This window comes from Olivibacter sp. CPCC 100613 (genome assembly GCF_036959255.1).
Classification (GTDB): Bacteria; Bacteroidota; Bacteroidia; order Sphingobacteriales; family Sphingobacteriaceae; genus Olivibacter.
The window spans coordinates 34,306-51,685 of record NZ_JAWMTI010000013.1; the positions used below are offsets into that span (position 1 = coordinate 34,306).

Genomic DNA, 17,380 nt, shown 5'->3' on the forward strand with positions numbered 1-17,380 from the left:
TAAGCTATTGGTAAGGGTTTCTCACTAATTTTGGATTATTATTAAGCCAACTATTATCTAGCTCGCTATAATAATGACGTAGTTCGAAATACAAAGGATTGGGATAAATAAAATTCATGTTTTTCTCTTCGAAAGCCCATTTACCATTTTCTGAACTACCAGGTGCAACGACGCGATAAGCCCACAAGCCTCTCCTACCGGCCTTTTCATTCCGTTGTTCACCCGTCCAAGTCAAATGGGCCCGACGCCAACGTAGCATATCCCAATAACGGTGATCTTCAAATGCAAACTCCACTCTTCTTTCATGAACAATATTCTCGAAAGTCAACATAGTTAACGGCTGTACTCCGGCGCGTGCACGTACTGCATTAATATTAGCCAAAGCCACCGCATTACTACCACCATTTAATTCGAAGGCAGCTTCTGCGGCAATTAGATAAGCCTCCGCTATTCTGAAGCGGGGCTCCCATACTTCCGAACCTCTTCCTATTGTCCCAGCACCAGGGGTTTCATCCAAAAACTTTCGGATACCAAAACCTGTTTTGTTTACCAAGCGCAACGCCGAATTAAAAACAGGACCATTGACCGACGTAATTAAATTCCCTTGTGCATCATGACTGTTTGCCGCACCTTCACGTTTAACCCACTGCCCATTTTCTAAATTTAATTGACCCGCTTGATATATTACTTCTGAACTACCAAAGAGGGCGCCTGGAAATATAACAGTACCGCCTAAACGGGGATCCCGCTGTTGAAAAAGTTCATTTACAGTTTCAAAAAACTTCGGTGTACCGTTTAGTGCACCGACATCAAATTTGCTTCCTACTCCGGGCGTTTCCGTATTAATAGGTTCAAATTCTTCGACTAGATTTAACAACACGGATAAATAACTGGTATTTGCATCTTGTGCTAAAGAGGCAGGAAGATTACCCGTGGTGAAACCATGTGTTTGGCCAGGAAAGATATAATCCCTTGCCCAAATGACTTCCGTATTACCGTCCTTGATGGAAACCGCTTCGTAAAAATTTCGGGCCTTATCATCCGGGTGCTTGTCTTGTAAAACATACGGACTCTGTTCAATCACCTCCGTGGCGGCATCTAAGGCCTGCTGATAGTAGGAATTCGACTGGCTTGCCTCAATACCAACTTCTCTTCCAGTAGTCTGGATCGGTGAGGCCATTTGGCTATTATACTTCGCTAGCGACGCAGCATATAGCGCTGCTCGCGCTTCTAACATCTTCGCGGTCCACTTATTAGCTCGTGCAGAATTGGTAGTCCTTTGATCACTCATAAGACCAGCAATCGTATGGCATTCATTAATAATATAATCATAGGTTTCAGCCTCGGTGGCGCGGGGAATTTGCAGAGCGGAAACATCATCACCTGGCTGATAATCAAACACTTCATCGCCTACCAAAGGCATCCCACCTAAGCTACGACACATATTAAAATAATACCAGGCGCGAATCAAACGGGCCTCACCTATTAGTGGGGCCTTTTCAGTTTCAGAAAGAACGGTTGTTTCGTTTAAGCCTTGTAAAAACTGATTAATATTTCTAACGATTTCATAATCGTATACTCGCCAACGATTGCGATCAAAAGAATTTACCTGATCAAAATCGTATTTGATTGCTTCATCGATCGTCGTATAATTATAGAGGTCTCCCCCCGCTCGCTGCCCCCAATCATAATATTGATCGGTCGTATTCGGTTTTAACCCGCGACTCAAACGCTCATAAAAATTAGCCAATACCGATTTAATCAGATTTGGATCTTCATAAACTTCATCACCAGGCAATATGGTATCCGGCTTTTGCTCTAAAAAGTTGCTGCATCCATTAACCAATAGGGTACAAGTCAATGCCGCTATATAAAAAGTTTTTCTATTCATTTTATTAGAATTGAAGGTTTAAACCCAAATTATACATACGCATGGTAGGAAATCCCAAGCCATTCTGATCCTGTTGCTCTGGATCTACTCCTTGTACATTACTTATTGCGAATAAATTTTGTCCAGAAACATATACCCTAACACTTGAAATTTTTGCTTTATTTAGCCATTCTTTAGGTAAACTGTACCCGAATTCCAAATTACGTAATTTAACATAGGTCACATTTCGTTTCCAAAAGGTACTGTTCCAATAATTGCTATGGTCCTGTTGATTTAAACGTGCCATGGGGAACTTTCCTGGAATAATTTCACTATTTGGATCCCATACATCAGCCAAATGCCATGCATCGTCAAATAAAAACTGTGGATTATTGCCATTATTTTGAAAAGGTACCGCTTGCTCATACCGTTGGTACCAAGACGAAAGTGCCGTACCGGAAAAGTCAAACGCCAGATCAAAACTTTTATAATTGAAGGCAAAATTTAACCCAAAATTTAAGATAGGTGTTGCATCCTCTCGATAACCAATGGGTCGTTGATCCATATCATTAATCACCCCATCACCATTAATATCCTTGTATTTGATATCTCCCGGCATTAACGTCGTGTTTCCTCGCTGATCGTTATCAATAGGATAATTAGCAATTTCTTCCCAACTTTGGAACTGACCAATGGCTTCTAGACCCCAATTGATATAACCAAAACGCTGATAGATGCTATTTCGATACTCATCCCATGAATTGCTACGTCGGTTATCATATTGATGCCAATCGTAGAAGCGTGCATAGGTAACATTTCCACCAATACTATAATTGAGTTCATTGATATTATCCGCCCAGCGAATAGCTGCATCAAAACCTTTATTGACATCGGAGTTTAGGTTTTCTTTCGGTAACAGAAAACCTAGTTCTGATGGCAGCAAGACGTCGTAACGTGCTGCTGGTAAGCCATCTCGCTTTCGATGGAAGAAGGAAAGTTCGCCAGTTAAGCGACTTTTCAACATGGATATATCCAACCCAACATCTAGTATGGTTGATTTTGTCCAGGATAAAGTAGTAACAGGAAGCCCTCTAGGTTTAGTACCAATTACATACTCTCCGTCTATTACTGACGCCCCATTCCGATAGTCATAACCCGGTAAATAGTCAAAAGCATTATAGCCGTCCACATTATCATCGCCTACCAAACCATAAGAACCCCTAATTTTTAAATTGTCAATCAAGTTATGTATACTATTATCCTTCCAGAATTTTTCTTCCGAAATACGCCAACCAACCGAGGCAGAAGGAAAGAAACCCCAGCGGTCGCTCGGTGGGTATTTCCAGGAACCATCATATCTACCTGATAATTCCAACAAGTATTTACCTTCGTAGTTGTAATTAAAGCGGCCCATCCATCCGATCCGTGCCTGCGTGTTATTACCACGATCGTCGAATGACCTAAACTCATCAAAACCTATAAGATTTAAATTATTGGACGTAGGCCTGCTAACAATTCTACCTTCAGGATCACTGCGCTGGATAGTTTCCATCCCTAAAATAGCATTGACGCTATGTCCACCAAAGGTTTTGTCATAGGCTAACTGGATATTAGACGTAATCTCTTCAACCTGTCCGTAAATCCGTTCTCGATAAGGATCTGACATCGTATAATCTACCGGATATGTATCAGAATTTGGATCATAACGATAAAGATTGTAAGTAAACTCCTGGTTATCAAACTTACGGGCTGCAAAGTAATATCCCCCCAGCATTTTCGCCTTTAACCCGGGCATGATTTCGTATTCAGCATTCGCTTGCAATTGAATATTACGCCAGGTTTCAACCATTCGGCCTGAATTTTCATAGTTTAAAACTGCGAAATTTGTTTGTACGTCATCTCCCGGACGTTGCGGATATAGCGGATTATCGTTGGCGTATGGTCCTCTGGTAGGCAGGTTCCTAAGTACCGCGAAGCGAGGTAGCCAATAGTCGTCGCCACCTGGAACTCCCGGATTTTCTCGTTTCTCAATCCGTCCGTTCATTCTAAAACCAACTTTAAGGCGCTCGTTGATACGGGATTCAACATTCATTTGCGCGTTTGTCCGTTCAAATCCCCCATAGTTTTTTATCGTGGCATCTTGTTGTAACCGGCCAACCGATATATAATAGTTTGATTTTTCTGACCCCCCGGTAAAATTGGCGTTCAAATAGTATTGAGGTGCCGACTTCCAGATATAGTCCAACCAATCGAAGCCTTGGTATCCCTTTTCAGTCCCGGCCATCCATTTTTCATATTCCTCCGGTGAATAGCTGCGTTGTTCACCCCGTAAAGTTTCTCCTTGCACATAATTATGTACGTAGGTCTTCGCATCGGCAGGATCAACAAATTTGAAGTTATCTTGCATGCCATAATAGCTGCTGACCGATACTGTATTTTTGGAATTCGTACTTCCTTTTTTGGTTGTCACTACAATGACTCCGTTCGCAGCCCGTACACCATAAATAGACGCGGAGGCATCTTTCAAGACCGATACGGATTCAATGTCATTAAAGTCCAAATTGTTAAACTGCCCAACGTCCGACTGTATACCATCGATTACGTATAATGGGTTTCCCATATTCCGAATTCGAATTTGTGTGGAAGAACCTGGACGCCCATCCGTTTGTCGCGTATTCAAACCCGCAACTTTACCGACTAAAGCACCGGAAACGGTGGGCGCAGACGATCTAGCAATATCCTTTGCCCCGATGGTTGCAATAGCACCTGTCATCGTCGCTTTCTTTTGCGACAAACCGAATCCCGTAATAACCACCTCTTCTAAAGATTGATTATCGGGCTTCATGGTTATCCGTACTTCATTACTTTCATCCAAAATGATGGTTTGAGAAATATAACCGACATACGATATCTCCAATATAGCATTTTGCTGTACGGTTAATAGAAAGGCTCCTTTTCCATCGGTTGTAGCACCATTGGTTGTTCCCTTTTCTTTAATGCTTGCACCCGCAATAGGTTGATCAGCTTCGTCCAGTACGAGCCCCGTAATCTTTCGTTGTTGTACCTCCATGTAAGTATCTGGAGGAATAAGGGATGCGGTGTTTGCATAGGATTGCTTCCAAGGAAGCCAAAGCATACAAATCAATGAGCACAGAACGTATTTGTGCTGTTTTTTTAATAGGAACGGTGGATGTAGTTTCTCTATCAAAGGCTTTTTGATAAGTAACCACTCAGAATAAAAGTGCGTATTCCTCCTCATAAGAAATTGTTTAAGTTTATTGGCACGTTAATTTGTTCAGTTTGGCATTAATAATTTAAAACGGTTTAGCACGGCTAGTGTCTGGATTACGCTTATTTGTATAAGGGTAACTCAGAATCCAAAGAAAACGATTTAGCAACTCTTACGATACACTATTTGTATCAATAGTTCGCCAATTTGTCTTATAGAAAAAGTTTGACTTGAGGAAAGGGGAAAGGACTAGGTTTTAGTGGAGAGCCGGTCTAATAAAGAAAAAAGCGACCTCTCGGTCGCTTTTTTTTATTCAAGAATAAGTTCAATAACGGGGATTTCCACATTCGGCTTCACAACCGGTAGGTCGACAATCAAATCATCTTCCCCTGCGGTAGCTGTGGTGTGGGCTCCTGCCGCAGCGGACGAACGTGAGGTATAATTGATTTCCGAACCATCATGAAGAAATTGGGCATATTTCACTTTGCCTTTATAANTAGCTGTGGTGTGGGCTCCTGCCGCAGCGGACGAACGTGAGGTATAATTGATTTCCGAACCATCATGAAGAAATTGGGCATATTTCACTTTGCCTTTATAACCAGGCAGATACAAGGTTTTAAATGGCCATTGTAAAAGATGTACATATAGGCGTTTTGTATCTGGATTATAGGTGAGGAAACAATTGTCCGGTTTCTTAAACGATTCGGGAGCAGCGGTACATCCATAGATGGATCGGCTATTATATTTCATCCATTTACCCATACCCGCCAATCGATCAGTCGCTCGATCGTCAAAATAACCTCTTGCTGTTGGTCCGACATTCAATAACAGATTTCCACCTTTGCTTACCACTTCAATGAGCATCGCAATAAGTTGATTGGTGCTTTTCCACGTATTTTCATCGCGGTGATAGCCCCATGAACCGGAGAAGGTCTGGCAGGTTTCCCATGGCACCTGTTTGCCATTTACTTCGGGCCATTTGCTTGGCATAAACTGTTCGGGTGTTTTGTAATCCCAGCCCCATTCCGTATCGTTTAGATCCAAACGATCATTCACGATGATATCAGGTTGTAATTTACGGGTCAGTTTTAAAATACCTTCACTATCCCAATCATCATGTCCTTTACCATCCGGGCCCGGATAAGAAAAATCATAGAATAGCAGGTCGATCTTTCCATAATCGGTAAGCAACTCCGTTATCTGATCCTTCATAAACTGCCGATACTTGTTCATATCGCGCTTATTATTACTCGCTCTCGCCTCTTTATTGTTTCGCAGCGCGTGGGTACCGTCAATTTTGAAATCCGGGTGATGCCAGTCAATCAAGGAGTAATAGAACCCAACCTTCAAACCTGCTTCTCGACAGGCCTCCACAAAAGGTTTCAAAAGATCCCTTTTAGCAGGCGTGTTAGGTGCTTTATAGTCACTTACCTTTGTATCCCACAGGCTAAAGCCTTCATGGTGTCTTGCGGTGAGTACAATGTATTTCATCCCAGCCTCCTTTGCATAGGCAGCCCACTCCTTTGGGTTGTATAAATCGGGATCGAATATATTGAAATATTTTTCTTTGTACTCTTCCGTGCTCCGTTGCTCTATTTGTTGCACCCATTCATGTCGTGCCGGAACGGCGTATAAACCCCAATGGATAAACATTCCAAAACGGTCATGCCTCCACCACGCCATGCGCTGCTCTTTATGCTCCTGGCTCTCCTTTGCCCATGATGGTGTTTCGCTACCGGTTTGTCCAAAGGCAACAGAACTTCCAAGAGATCCTACAAGTAATAGATTTAATAAAAGGGTTCTCATAATATAATTTTTGGTTTATGCATAAATACATATCCCAAAGCAGATTCAATCAAACAATATTAGCATAGTATTGAGCTATTTTAGCACCCGCTTCCGCTGTATGCTTGTTCGCAACCATTTTTTGAATAGGTGGCCCTTCCAGAGCCAAAACCCCGAGAGGACGATGATGGGTAAGAACACAAACTTAACGGCCAAGGCAGGGTATTTCAAGCTTGCCACCGGTCCATAAATATAACCCAATATCGGAATACTCAATATAATATGAATCCAACGGACAATTTTTCGTTCTATGTGCGCCTTCATATAATTCCTCCTTTTTTGTTTGAGCTTGTTTTTAACCAATCAGGTTTAATAACTCAAAAATAAGAAGGATCGTTATTGCCCGGAGAACGAATAGACAAAGCAGTAAAAAGTAGCGACCAAAAAGGGAAATGTCTGCCATTTTAGTTTGGGACCTATTAAAAGGATATAAAATCAGTGCCGACTATGTGTACCAGACGGCTAAGCGAGCTAAAGCTTTAATTGGTTGGTTTGATGCTTGATCTTTTAATCACAAAATCGGAGGCAAGGGATACTTGTTCTTCGGCTTTTTCCGGATGGTTGATCTTATCAATTAGAATGTTTACGGCCCGCTGTCCAACCTGTATTAAAGGTTGCTTTACATAGGTTAAGGGGCAATAAAAAAAATCAAAGGCATCACATTCATCGAAACAAACAATCGCAACGTCGTCCGGTACTTTCAGCCTTTTACTGTTCAAGTATTTTAGACCATGAATAGACAGTGTGTTCGTTGCAAAAAACAAAGCATCGATTTTTTGTTTTCCATTAATCAATTCATCAATCTTATCCTGTATCTCTTCACTAGCCATCTCATAGGTCACTTCTTTTAATGATGACTTGCCATGAGCAGCATCCTTCAATGCCTGTTTATACCCTCTCACCCGCTCTTTCATATGAATGAGCCCATTTTTATAAGCGATCATACCGATAGCTCCAAAACCTGTCTCAATTAAATGTTGTGTTGCTTGGTAGGCTGCTCCAAAATTATCGGTAATCACATAATTGGTTTGAATTTTGGGAAAATATCGGTCAATCAGCACAAAAGGAATATGAGCCTTTTTTAAATTTTCTATCTGTGCTTCTGCTCGTTCCGTCGGTGCGATAATGAATCCATCAACTTGTCGTTTAATCAATACGTCAATCAAATCTTGGGATTTCTCGGCATTTTCATCCGAACTACCGAATATTACCGTGTAATTGTACTTCTTCGCTTCGTCTTCTATTGTACGGGCGATATTTGCAAAAAATGGATTGGAGATATCCGCTAGAATCAACCCGATAGTAAAGGACTTCCCACTCTTCAAGCTTTTCGCTAGTTGATTTGGCTGGTAATTCATTTCCGCCGCTTTTTTACGAATCACTTCGGCAATTTCTTTTCCCACCCTCGCTTCTTTTTCCTTGTTGTTAAGCACATAGGAAACTAAGGCTGTAGAAACGCCAACGGCCTTGGCAATGTCCTTTAATGAAACTTTTTTGTTCATATAATTTACACGAATAATGATTTAGCATAGCAACATGCTGCTCGGAAAAAATTTGATTCGAATTTACTGTTTAAACGATTAAATCTCAACTTATCCATTAATTATTCTTTTTCACTAGGGAGAATTCAAAACCTATTTAGAATTTCTTGTGGCGTGCGTTCCGATATGCCGAAAAATATCTTTTGCCCTGACTTATAGGGTTGGCGTAATTCAAAGTTTTCAAATGCCGCACCTCCCGGGATCTTCATGTAATGGGAAGAATCACGACTTCCCCCACTCCAATAGCGGTACCTTCCATTCACTCGAACCATCAAACGGTCGCTTCCACTGCCTTGCTCGCTACGCCAGTATTGTGTAAACTTCAATTTCGGGCGATACCTCCAACCTGACTTAACCTTTGCCAAGGAATCAATAGGCCAGACCATTAATTGTTTCAGCGATTCATCACCGCTTGCAAATGCAAAATAGCTTCCGTCCCGGCTACGCAACATCTCGCTCGCCGGATAATTTTCTTTTTCAATAAAATCAATTCCTTTATATCCCCGATATAGCTTTCGAGAGTCGATGATACCTGTCTTTAAATGTAAAAGCCGTAGACGGGCATAGTTTCCCATCGTTGCAGTGATATTGCAATAATTCATGTTTTTACCATCTTCACGGTTGAATAATTGAACCCCTAATTCATCGGGACGATCACTGCGGATTGAAAGTTTTAAATAGGGATGTGCGCCTGAATGATATTTCTCCAAAAATACATAAACAGCCAGCTCTTCTAGCTCGGGACGGGCGGTATCGGGGTGACTAATCACACCACGACAATTAGCGGTAGGGTAGAATGCGGTGGGTTCAGGTTGATCGCTCGCCCACATCAACTTTCCCCATCGATTGTCAACGGATGAAGGTGATATTTCGCTAAATTCAATTTTTCCATCAACAAGTGGTTCAATAGCCAAAAAGTTAAGCAGATAAATTCGCCCGCCCCGCTCAACACCTACACGAATTAAACCTCTAGGTCCACCACCGTACACCTTATTCGTATCTTCCAAGCCATAAGGCCATAAACTGAAAACAATTCCTTCATGGATACCCCACATTGCTCTATCCTGCGCATCCTCGGGCCTAATCCAGTTGGTCTGCGCTTGTAACATATGCCATGCTCCCTGTAAGCAAAGGAGGATTAACAGTTTTAAAAGGAATACCTGTTTATTACTCATCAAACCACTTAAAATTTAGTTAATATTTGCGACAACGTCTCTTTTAACCAATCCTCGTCTTTTGGAAAATCCTCATAAGATTCGAGTTGTTTCAATAATTCGTCTTCGGGATTTATACCTGCACTTTGTAAAATCGCATAGTCCTGTAAGGATTCCGCAAAAACTTCCCAACGGATAGAATCATAGGGACCGTCGGGCCCGGGATATACAATAAAGGGGTCCCCTGCAGCTATCCCGGGATAGGCATAACCCGAAGCTTCCTGATAAGGATCCAACGCCTCTTCTTTGTCCAGCTTGTACCAGTAATTATAACCCCAATGTAGAAAACCTAGCGCCCGAAAACGATAAAAAAGCCAACCTGACATTCTGATTTTAACAAGCGGTGTATCATACAATCGATTTAACCACTTATCGCGCGGTCCCGTACAAAAATAAACCCAGTGAGGAATCTTTTCCTTTATGTAATCACCCGCCGAACTGATAATTGGTATTGGAATATCCGTTAAGCCTTCCCGCCCATAACGTATATCACTTAAGGCGTCCATCACCTTCATCCACGGGGCAATTCGGTGTAGTACATCGCGCGCTTTTTTATAGTTTTCAATGTGTTCAGACCAGGGCTCGTCTGAAAGATGAAAATAAGAGTCTTGCAATATTCCTTCATTCGCTAAAAAAGTATGAAGCTCCGGCAGATACTGTTCTAAGAAGTTTATATAAACAGGGGACATCGCTTTTAAATCTTTTGCCCACAATAATTCGTATTGGTTGTTCCGTTTAGTATAGATGTGTAGCGCATCCTCCACGCCCCAATACAACCATAAATGTCCCCATTCAAATTTTTTGTAGCCCAGCTCCTTACACATTGCGATAAATCGTTTGATAATTGACCAATCAAACTGATATCTCCCTGGACTAACTTCATTGACAATCAACATCTGGCAGGGTTGCTTAAAGACTTCTCGTAACTCAAAAAAATTCTGAATAAAAGCAACATCGTTACCATGTTCCAAAAGATTTTTCATCTGAGCACGCGTCAGTTGCCACCATCGCTCGCTATACAATTCCGTTTTATAATATAAGGAAGTAGCCTCACCTCTCCACCAATGGGTTACATGAAAATTCTGCCGTGGCTTAACGACCAATTTGCTTACCTGCAATACTAAGTTTACTATTTTAGACTTGGTCTCTTTACCCTCTTTCCATTTTACTTCGACGGGATATATGTTTTTTCCCGGTTGCATATCGGACGGAACACTTATTGTTATCCAAAAAGAACGACTAGCAAAGGGGTTCACTTTTACACTGTCGAGTGGGTATAAGGGATCGGGTAATAATCCCGGTAAAAACCCAACACCATCAAGCTCTTCTTTTCTTACATCGGTGTTAAAGTCTCGTAAAGGCACCAATCCGACATAGCGAATGAGCGGGCTAATTGTATGATCCTGCATGGTGCACGAAATCGTCGTCTGATCTTTCATATTACTATTAAAACCAACCTGAAAAGACACGCGACTTCCGCGGGCAACGGTCAAATGTAAAGTATCTTGCTGTCGGGGAACAGATGATGGAAATATGCGCTGAAGCGAACTTTCCAACCAAATATGCATTTTATTTTTACTTGTATCCAGCTCTTTTCCGCCCGCACTACTTATTGAACTCATCAAGAAAAAGAAGAAGAGAAGGCTGCCCATCTTATTTCCCCAAATGATCATTTGATAAATTTTCATAGCTTCTTCGGTTAAATTATCGATAACAGGAACAGTACTCGTCACATAATGCGGCAACTGTTTGATTTAAGCCCGTGGCAATCTCCTCTTCGCTTGCCGACCGAACTGCGTCGATGACAATCTCTAACTCAAAATTATCATCGAGCCCTTCTACAACATCCTTTTGGAGTTTGATCTTCTTTTGATCGCCTTGTTTTAAGCCGACCAGTTCATTTTCCAGCTGAGGAATAATTTTTCCATCGCCGTAGCGATAGCTAATTGCCGGGCCATTCATCAAATCCTCAATAACTTCTCCGCGGCTGTTGACCATTCGATAGCGCAAACTCACTACCCTATTTTTTTCTATTTTCAGTTCGTCCATTATCGATGATCCTATACTCGTTTGTGAAGACTACACCTCATTTCAGCGAAATATGTCTTAATTACCATCGCGCTATTCTTTATGTAATAATTCGATGTGTGGGATTTGGATACCCCGGGATAAATACGGCTGTCTTCAGCCTATCTATTTTCACATTGCACTGCTTCGTAACGCGTTTTATGGCTTTATCTATAATGTTTTTTAATGATTTTGGGCGACATTCAACACGGGCATTTATAAGCATCCGAAGCTTATCAATGGATCTAGGAAATTGAAGGGCCGGTTCCTCAGTCTCCATCGTGGTAAAACTCAATTTCTGCCGCTGCCCCTGATCTTCTATTAAAAATTTCAGGTGTCCAATAGGTAAATGGCGTTCTCGAATCATTCGGTTCATCATTCTGATCAATAATGCAGCGGCCAGACCAACGCGTCCATCTGAAGAAAATAATTCCAAGCTATAGTCAAGCCAAGTCAGTGCCGCTTCTCCGGCTCCATAAGTATCATAATCAACGAAAATTGATTTTCTTTCTTTGTAATGCTCATAGTTTTGTGCCTGATGCAACCAATTCAAAATGGATTCGTGTCGTAAGGAATTCTGATAGATTACCTGTTTGTCCGGAAACTCTTTTTGAATCAACGATTGCAACACCTCCAGTTCAGTCGATCCCAATAAATCGATTTTATTGATGATTAACAAATCGGCTTCCTCCAACTGCCGTTTATAAATATAATTCACACTGTCTTTAAAAATTCGGGAATGCCCTAAGGCAATGGGCAAGAGTTTTGCATCGGCAAAAACGGACAAACTTGGACGAATTTCTCCGTAATATCGGTGTAATGGATTTAGAATAGTTGAAACCAAATCCGTGCAGGAACCCACTGACTCCGCAAAAATCAGGTCTACCTGATGTTGTTCCAGCAGCTGGTTCATATTACGACTAAAAGATTCGAAGTTGCAGCAAAAGCAGCTCCCCGTCACTTCCTTTGTATCAATACCTTCTCCAACCATAAATTGGGTATCGACTAATTCTGTTCCCTGATCGTTGGTAATAACGCCCACCCGAAGTCCTTGCTTCTGTAACAATTTACAAGCATGATTAATCGCTGTCGTTTTGCCACTCCCTAAAAAACCGCTTAAGAGATTTAAATACATACCTTTTTATTTATCCGAATTTTAATTTCTTGCCCGAAAGCAAAATTTCTTTTGTCGGTATAGCACCATAAACCACATCAAGCGCTGGTTTGCCATTCTTTAAACTTACCAAACCAAAACCACCGTCCGTAGCTAAAAAGGAAGAGAAATCACCGATTTTGGAGTCAATGTGAAGCACCTGATCAACCGCATCATAACGCACACCGGTCATCGCCTGCAAACAAGCATAACTTGCCATTGCTCTTGCATACCAACTGCCACATTCATACTCATTAAATGGATTTCTTATACGACCGTCATACCGCTTTCGGCAAGCTCTAATGATTTCGAGACCGCTATTAACCTCGCCGATTTGCATTAGATGTGATGCAACTTGATATTCAATCCCCGTCCACACTTCATTGCTATAAACAAAGGGTAACGAAAGCATACCTCCCTTTGGCCAGGTGCAAAGCAATAGACCACCTTCGTGTCCCATTGCATAGGTTGGTCTTTGCGGATTGATATGATCCGTTAAATCGTCTTTCAGATTATACCGGTGGACTGCTCTTAAGTGGCTGTTAACTTTATCTTGATCCAAGGGATTTTCCAATCCGCACATCGTCGCCATCCAAGCGCCGATGACACCATCAGAAAGGCAACCGGTACCATATTGGTATTTGGGGCCTTCTTTTTTTAATAGTTCAATTGCTTCTGGTGTATACTGTGTATGAAAGGATTGTGCTTTAGTTGGATCTGGTGCTTTCAAGCCTGTCCATTGTATTTTTTGAATAAAATATTCGCCATTGTACAACTGATCTTCCATATAGGTTTTTCCACGATCATACAAAGCTTCATAACGCTTCATTCTCTTTTTTTGGTAGCGCCCCATTTCGATGAATGCTTTTAGCGCTCCCAAATAAAAGCTGGTACACATCCCGTTGGGTCCCCAGAATTCGATATCATAGGTATTATGATGTGGTTCTTCCAATATTCCTTTCTCTTTGGGGTCCCAGGTTTGAATACAATAATCAAGGCTCTTTTGCACCATAGGATAGAGTTTTTTCATCCACTCATCGTCTCCTGCAATTCGCCAATCCCGATAAACTTTCATAATTCCCCCTAATTGACCATCAGCAGCAGCATGGAAGTCATGTTTTAGTGGGCTGATAGGTAAATTGGCACGAAAGCCCTGATGCCCTTCGGCATTTTGATTTTCACAAAATTCAGTGAGCCGCAAACTTCGCTCTAATGAAGGAAAGAGGTGAGGCAATGCTTGCGCATAGTTCCAGACGTGCGTGCATGAACCGTCACAGCAACCATTATGTGGAAAAATCCCTTCATATGCCCACAGGCGACCGTCATGCTGTCTTCTTACGGTAGGTGTTTTCAAAATACTTAAGTTAGCAGCCACTGCCTCCAGTACTTCCGGCGGTAAAGTAGAGGCATAAAATGTCTCTCGGAAAAGGGATGTATTTTTATACAACGTCGGATAATTCTTCTTCCAATAGTCGACCAGCTCGCCGATATTTTTGAACTTTTCACTGTACCAGGGCTTGTAGTTTGCCGGTAGAGGGCCTGCGTCGGCCATACCTAAAGCCGCCGGTGTAGTACAACACGCCTCTTTACCCGCTTTATCGTCAGGCATGGCTTGCCCTGCCTTCTCATTCGATTCAGGCACATACCAAGCCATCAATATGCGAATAACCTTCTCCTCTTTCGCTGCGACTTGAAAAGGGATGAAAAGCGAGGCGCCGGGGGCGTCCTGATCAATCGGATCTACCGCTTTCACTTTTGCATCCTTAATGGTATTCCATACCATGGTCAGTGGATCAAACCACCCACCTCGGAACCAGCAGTAATCAACAACCACTTCGTTCTCCGTATCTGCAAAAATAGCAAAGTCAGAAGCTAAATTATTTTTACCTTCCATTTTCGTCTGCGATAGAACAAAACCATGTTGCATTTTCTTTATAGATCCCTTCCCTTCGGGTTGGACTACAAAATTTCTGCTATTGAAAGAAAAAACAGCGTCTATGCTTTCTTGGGAAGTATTGATGAAACGATATGTTAATGCACCTACCGGTAAACTGGAATTGTCGGCATCAGAGGGAATAAAAGGGCTCCAAGCCTCCAGTTGTACCTGTAGCGGAAACTTATCGTCTCGTAGCTGCACCTCAGCAAAAGGAAAACGCGCTGCAAATTCAGCCTTTTCAAAATGAGGTAAACCATAAGTTGTTCCACCGCTGCCGCCACCATAATCTTTATAGCCGAAGAGCTTCCAATCGGGTACCGGCCCTTCCAACACCTTTGCACTACTTGCATTACCTTTAATAGCAATAGCGCCAAAAACTGTAGGCTCATGAAAAAGCTCCGGTTTGTGCCGAATTGATACATGTGAAATTGCACCGGACCCTTCTAAGCAGAACATGCCTGCACCTATTCCGCCAATTGGAAAAGCGATCTGGTGGAGGTGATCTCCCGTATACGGACCATTAAATTCGCGTACTGCAGGCTCCGCCTCGGAATTGGTTTGTACAGGCTGTTCTTTCGGTTCCTTTGCGTTGCCTGATGCAAAAAGAACAGCAGGTGCAGCTCCTACTGCAGCACCCCCCAATGCCAGATTACGGATAAAGCTTCGCCGATCTTTCTTCTGTTGCATAATTTTTATTTTTAGGTTTAAAATTGGCCTGTTAAGCCTTTTCTATACAAGCGCCCAACTGATTATATCGCTGATAACGCTTTTCGTATAATTCAGCATAGGATGTGTTCGGATAATATGTACGATCAAAACCGGGTCCCATTGCTTCCATTGCCTTTTCGACTGCAGGGTAAATGCCTGCGACAGTTGCTGCGAACATGGCTGCTCCAAGTGCGCAAGTTTGCTCTGACCGGTGCACTTTAAGAGGCATTTTTAGGATGTCAGCCAGCATTTGCATAATGAAGGGTGATTTTTGGGCTATTCCCCCAACACCAATTAAGCCTTTTACCGGGATCCTCTCATCCTGAAACCGCTCTACAATTTTACGGGCACCGAAACAGGTTGATTCCACCAACGAGCGATATATACCCGGCGCATTGCTTCCTAAATTCAAACCACTGATCAAACCTTTAAGCTGCTGATTTGCATCTGGCGTTCTCCGCCCGTTTAACCAATCAATCGCTAATTCGCTCGATTCATCAAAGCTTAGGCCAGCTGCATGTCTATTAAGTTCATCCAGCAACCGGTCTTGCAACGAACTAAATACCTGCTCCCCTAACGTGGAGTCCAAGACGCTTGGTGATACAAGTTGCAAAGGCCACAAAAGCAATTGTTTAAACCAGGCATATACATCTCCAAAAGCAGACTGCCCCGCCTCTAAACCGATCATTCCAGGGATAATTGAGCCGTCCACCTGTCCACATATACCCTTGACAACCTGATGACCTAATTCATCAGGTGGCACAATCAGCATATCACAGGTCGACGTTCCCATCACTTTACTTAAGAAGTAGGGTTCTATCTGCCCACCAACCGCTCCCATATGTGCATCCATAGCACCTATTCCAACCAAAACCCGCGAAGATAAACCAAGACGATCAGCCCATGCTTCGCTTAAATTTCCGGCTGACTGATCAGCAGTGTAAACGCTCTTAGGATAAGTTTTCACCACTTTCATTAAACGAGGATCGAGTGCATCAAAAAAATCATCGGGGGGCAAACCTCCAAAAGTATCCGACCAAAGTCCTTTATGCCCCGCCGTGCAGATCCCCCTTTTTATTTGATCAGCCCGTTGACCGCCCGTTAATAAAAAAGGAATCCAATCACAGTGCTCAACCCAAGTGTAACAAGCTGTATATACTTTTTCATCGGCTTTTAGCAGATGCAATAGTTTAGCCCAAAACCATTCAGAGGAATATATTCCACCCACATACTTCAAATAATCGATATTAAATTTTTTTGCCAAAGCATTTATAGCAGCAGCCTCCTCTACCGCGGTATGATCCTTCCAAAGAACAAACATGGCATTGGGATTATCAGCAAAGTCCGGCAAAAGGGCTAGCGGCGTACCGGAAGCGTCCACCGCAACAGGTGTCGACCCTGTTGTGTCTACCGAAATGGCCCGAATATTAGCACGCACCACGCTGCCTGCCTGTTTCAGACAAGCCTTAATAGTTTGTTCTAAGCCTTCTATATAATCTTTGGGATGTTGACGAAATTGATTACGAATAGGATTGCAATACAAACCGTCTCGCCAACGTGGATACGGGTGTACAGCGGCAGCTATCTCTTCCCCGGAATGCGCATCAACAATGAGCGCGCGCACGGAATCCGTGCCAAAATCTACGCCTATGCAATAATTGGGATTCATTTTTTTAGCTTTATGCCATAAGCAGTAGGCTATAGGCCATTGGTTATTTTTTGTGAGTGACCAGACACCTGCTACCGGCAGGCAGGTAAGTATCAGGCAGGAAGATGCCAACAAATTGTTTTTTATCATTGGCTAATTATCAAATTGA

Annotated in this window: 11 protein-coding genes; all 11 read right to left on the reverse strand. The window is 42.4% G+C overall.

All coding sequences use genetic code 11. The features are described 5' to 3' along the window. Positions 1 to 4: 4 nt before the first annotated feature. The 11 genes from RYH73_RS25205 to RYH73_RS25255 all read right to left on the reverse strand — a co-directional run bounded on the left by RYH73_RS25205 (position 5) and on the right by RYH73_RS25255 (position 17,361). Positions 5 to 1,891, reverse strand: a complete 1,887-nt coding sequence (locus tag RYH73_RS25205) for a RagB/SusD family nutrient uptake outer membrane protein (RefSeq protein ID WP_335316200.1) — start codon at positions 1,889 to 1,891, stop codon at positions 5 to 7. 4 nt (positions 1,892 to 1,895) lie between these two features. Beyond that, positions 1,896 to 5,129 (reverse strand): SusC/RagA family TonB-linked outer membrane protein, encoded by a 3,234-nt coding sequence (locus RYH73_RS25210; RefSeq protein WP_335316201.1) that lies wholly within the window; start codon positions 5,127 to 5,129, stop codon positions 1,896 to 1,898. Positions 5,130 to 5,408: 279 nt separating this feature from the next. Next, a complete protein-coding gene (locus tag RYH73_RS25215) occupies positions 5,409 to 6,905 on the reverse strand; it encodes an alpha-L-fucosidase (RefSeq protein WP_335316202.1) in 1,497 nt (498 codons plus the stop codon). Positions 6,906 to 6,980: 75 nt separating this feature from the next. After that, positions 6,981 to 7,208, reverse strand: a complete 228-nt coding sequence (locus RYH73_RS25220) for a hypothetical protein (protein ID WP_335316203.1) — start codon at positions 7,206 to 7,208, stop codon at positions 6,981 to 6,983. A gap of 215 nt (positions 7,209 to 7,423) precedes the next feature. Continuing rightward, on the reverse strand, positions 7,424 to 8,446 hold the full coding sequence (locus RYH73_RS25225) for a LacI family DNA-binding transcriptional regulator (protein ID WP_335316204.1): 1,023 nt from the start codon (positions 8,444 to 8,446) through the stop codon (positions 7,424 to 7,426). Positions 8,447 to 8,571: 125 nt separating this feature from the next. Further along, positions 8,572 to 9,660: a hypothetical protein gene (locus RYH73_RS25230; RefSeq protein WP_335316205.1), complete on the reverse strand. Its 1,089-nt coding sequence runs from the start codon at positions 9,658 to 9,660 to the stop codon at positions 8,572 to 8,574. 8 nt (positions 9,661 to 9,668) lie between these two features. Continuing rightward, positions 9,669 to 11,387 (reverse strand): DUF4091 domain-containing protein, encoded by a 1,719-nt coding sequence (locus tag RYH73_RS25235; RefSeq protein WP_335316206.1) that lies wholly within the window; start codon positions 11,385 to 11,387, stop codon positions 9,669 to 9,671. A 16-nt stretch (positions 11,388 to 11,403) separates the two neighbouring features. Next, positions 11,404 to 11,748, reverse strand: coding sequence for an FKBP-type peptidyl-prolyl cis-trans isomerase (locus tag RYH73_RS25240; RefSeq protein ID WP_335316207.1), 345 nt, complete (start codon positions 11,746 to 11,748; stop codon positions 11,404 to 11,406). Positions 11,749 to 11,827: 79 nt separating this feature from the next. Next, positions 11,828 to 12,901 carry a GTP-binding protein gene (locus RYH73_RS25245; protein WP_335316208.1) on the reverse strand — a complete coding sequence of 358 codons (1,074 nt, stop codon included), beginning with the start codon at positions 12,899 to 12,901 and terminating at the stop codon, positions 11,828 to 11,830. 10 nt (positions 12,902 to 12,911) lie between these two features. Continuing rightward, the gene (locus RYH73_RS25250) at positions 12,912 to 15,542 is read right to left on the reverse strand and encodes a GH116 family glycosyl hydrolase (RefSeq protein ID WP_335316209.1); all 2,631 of its coding nucleotides are present in this window, start codon (positions 15,540 to 15,542) and stop codon (positions 12,912 to 12,914) included. A 31-nt stretch (positions 15,543 to 15,573) separates the two neighbouring features. Continuing rightward, positions 15,574 to 17,361, reverse strand: coding sequence for a ribulokinase (locus RYH73_RS25255; RefSeq protein ID WP_335316210.1), 1,788 nt, complete (start codon positions 17,359 to 17,361; stop codon positions 15,574 to 15,576). Positions 17,362 to 17,380: the final 19 nt, after the last annotated feature.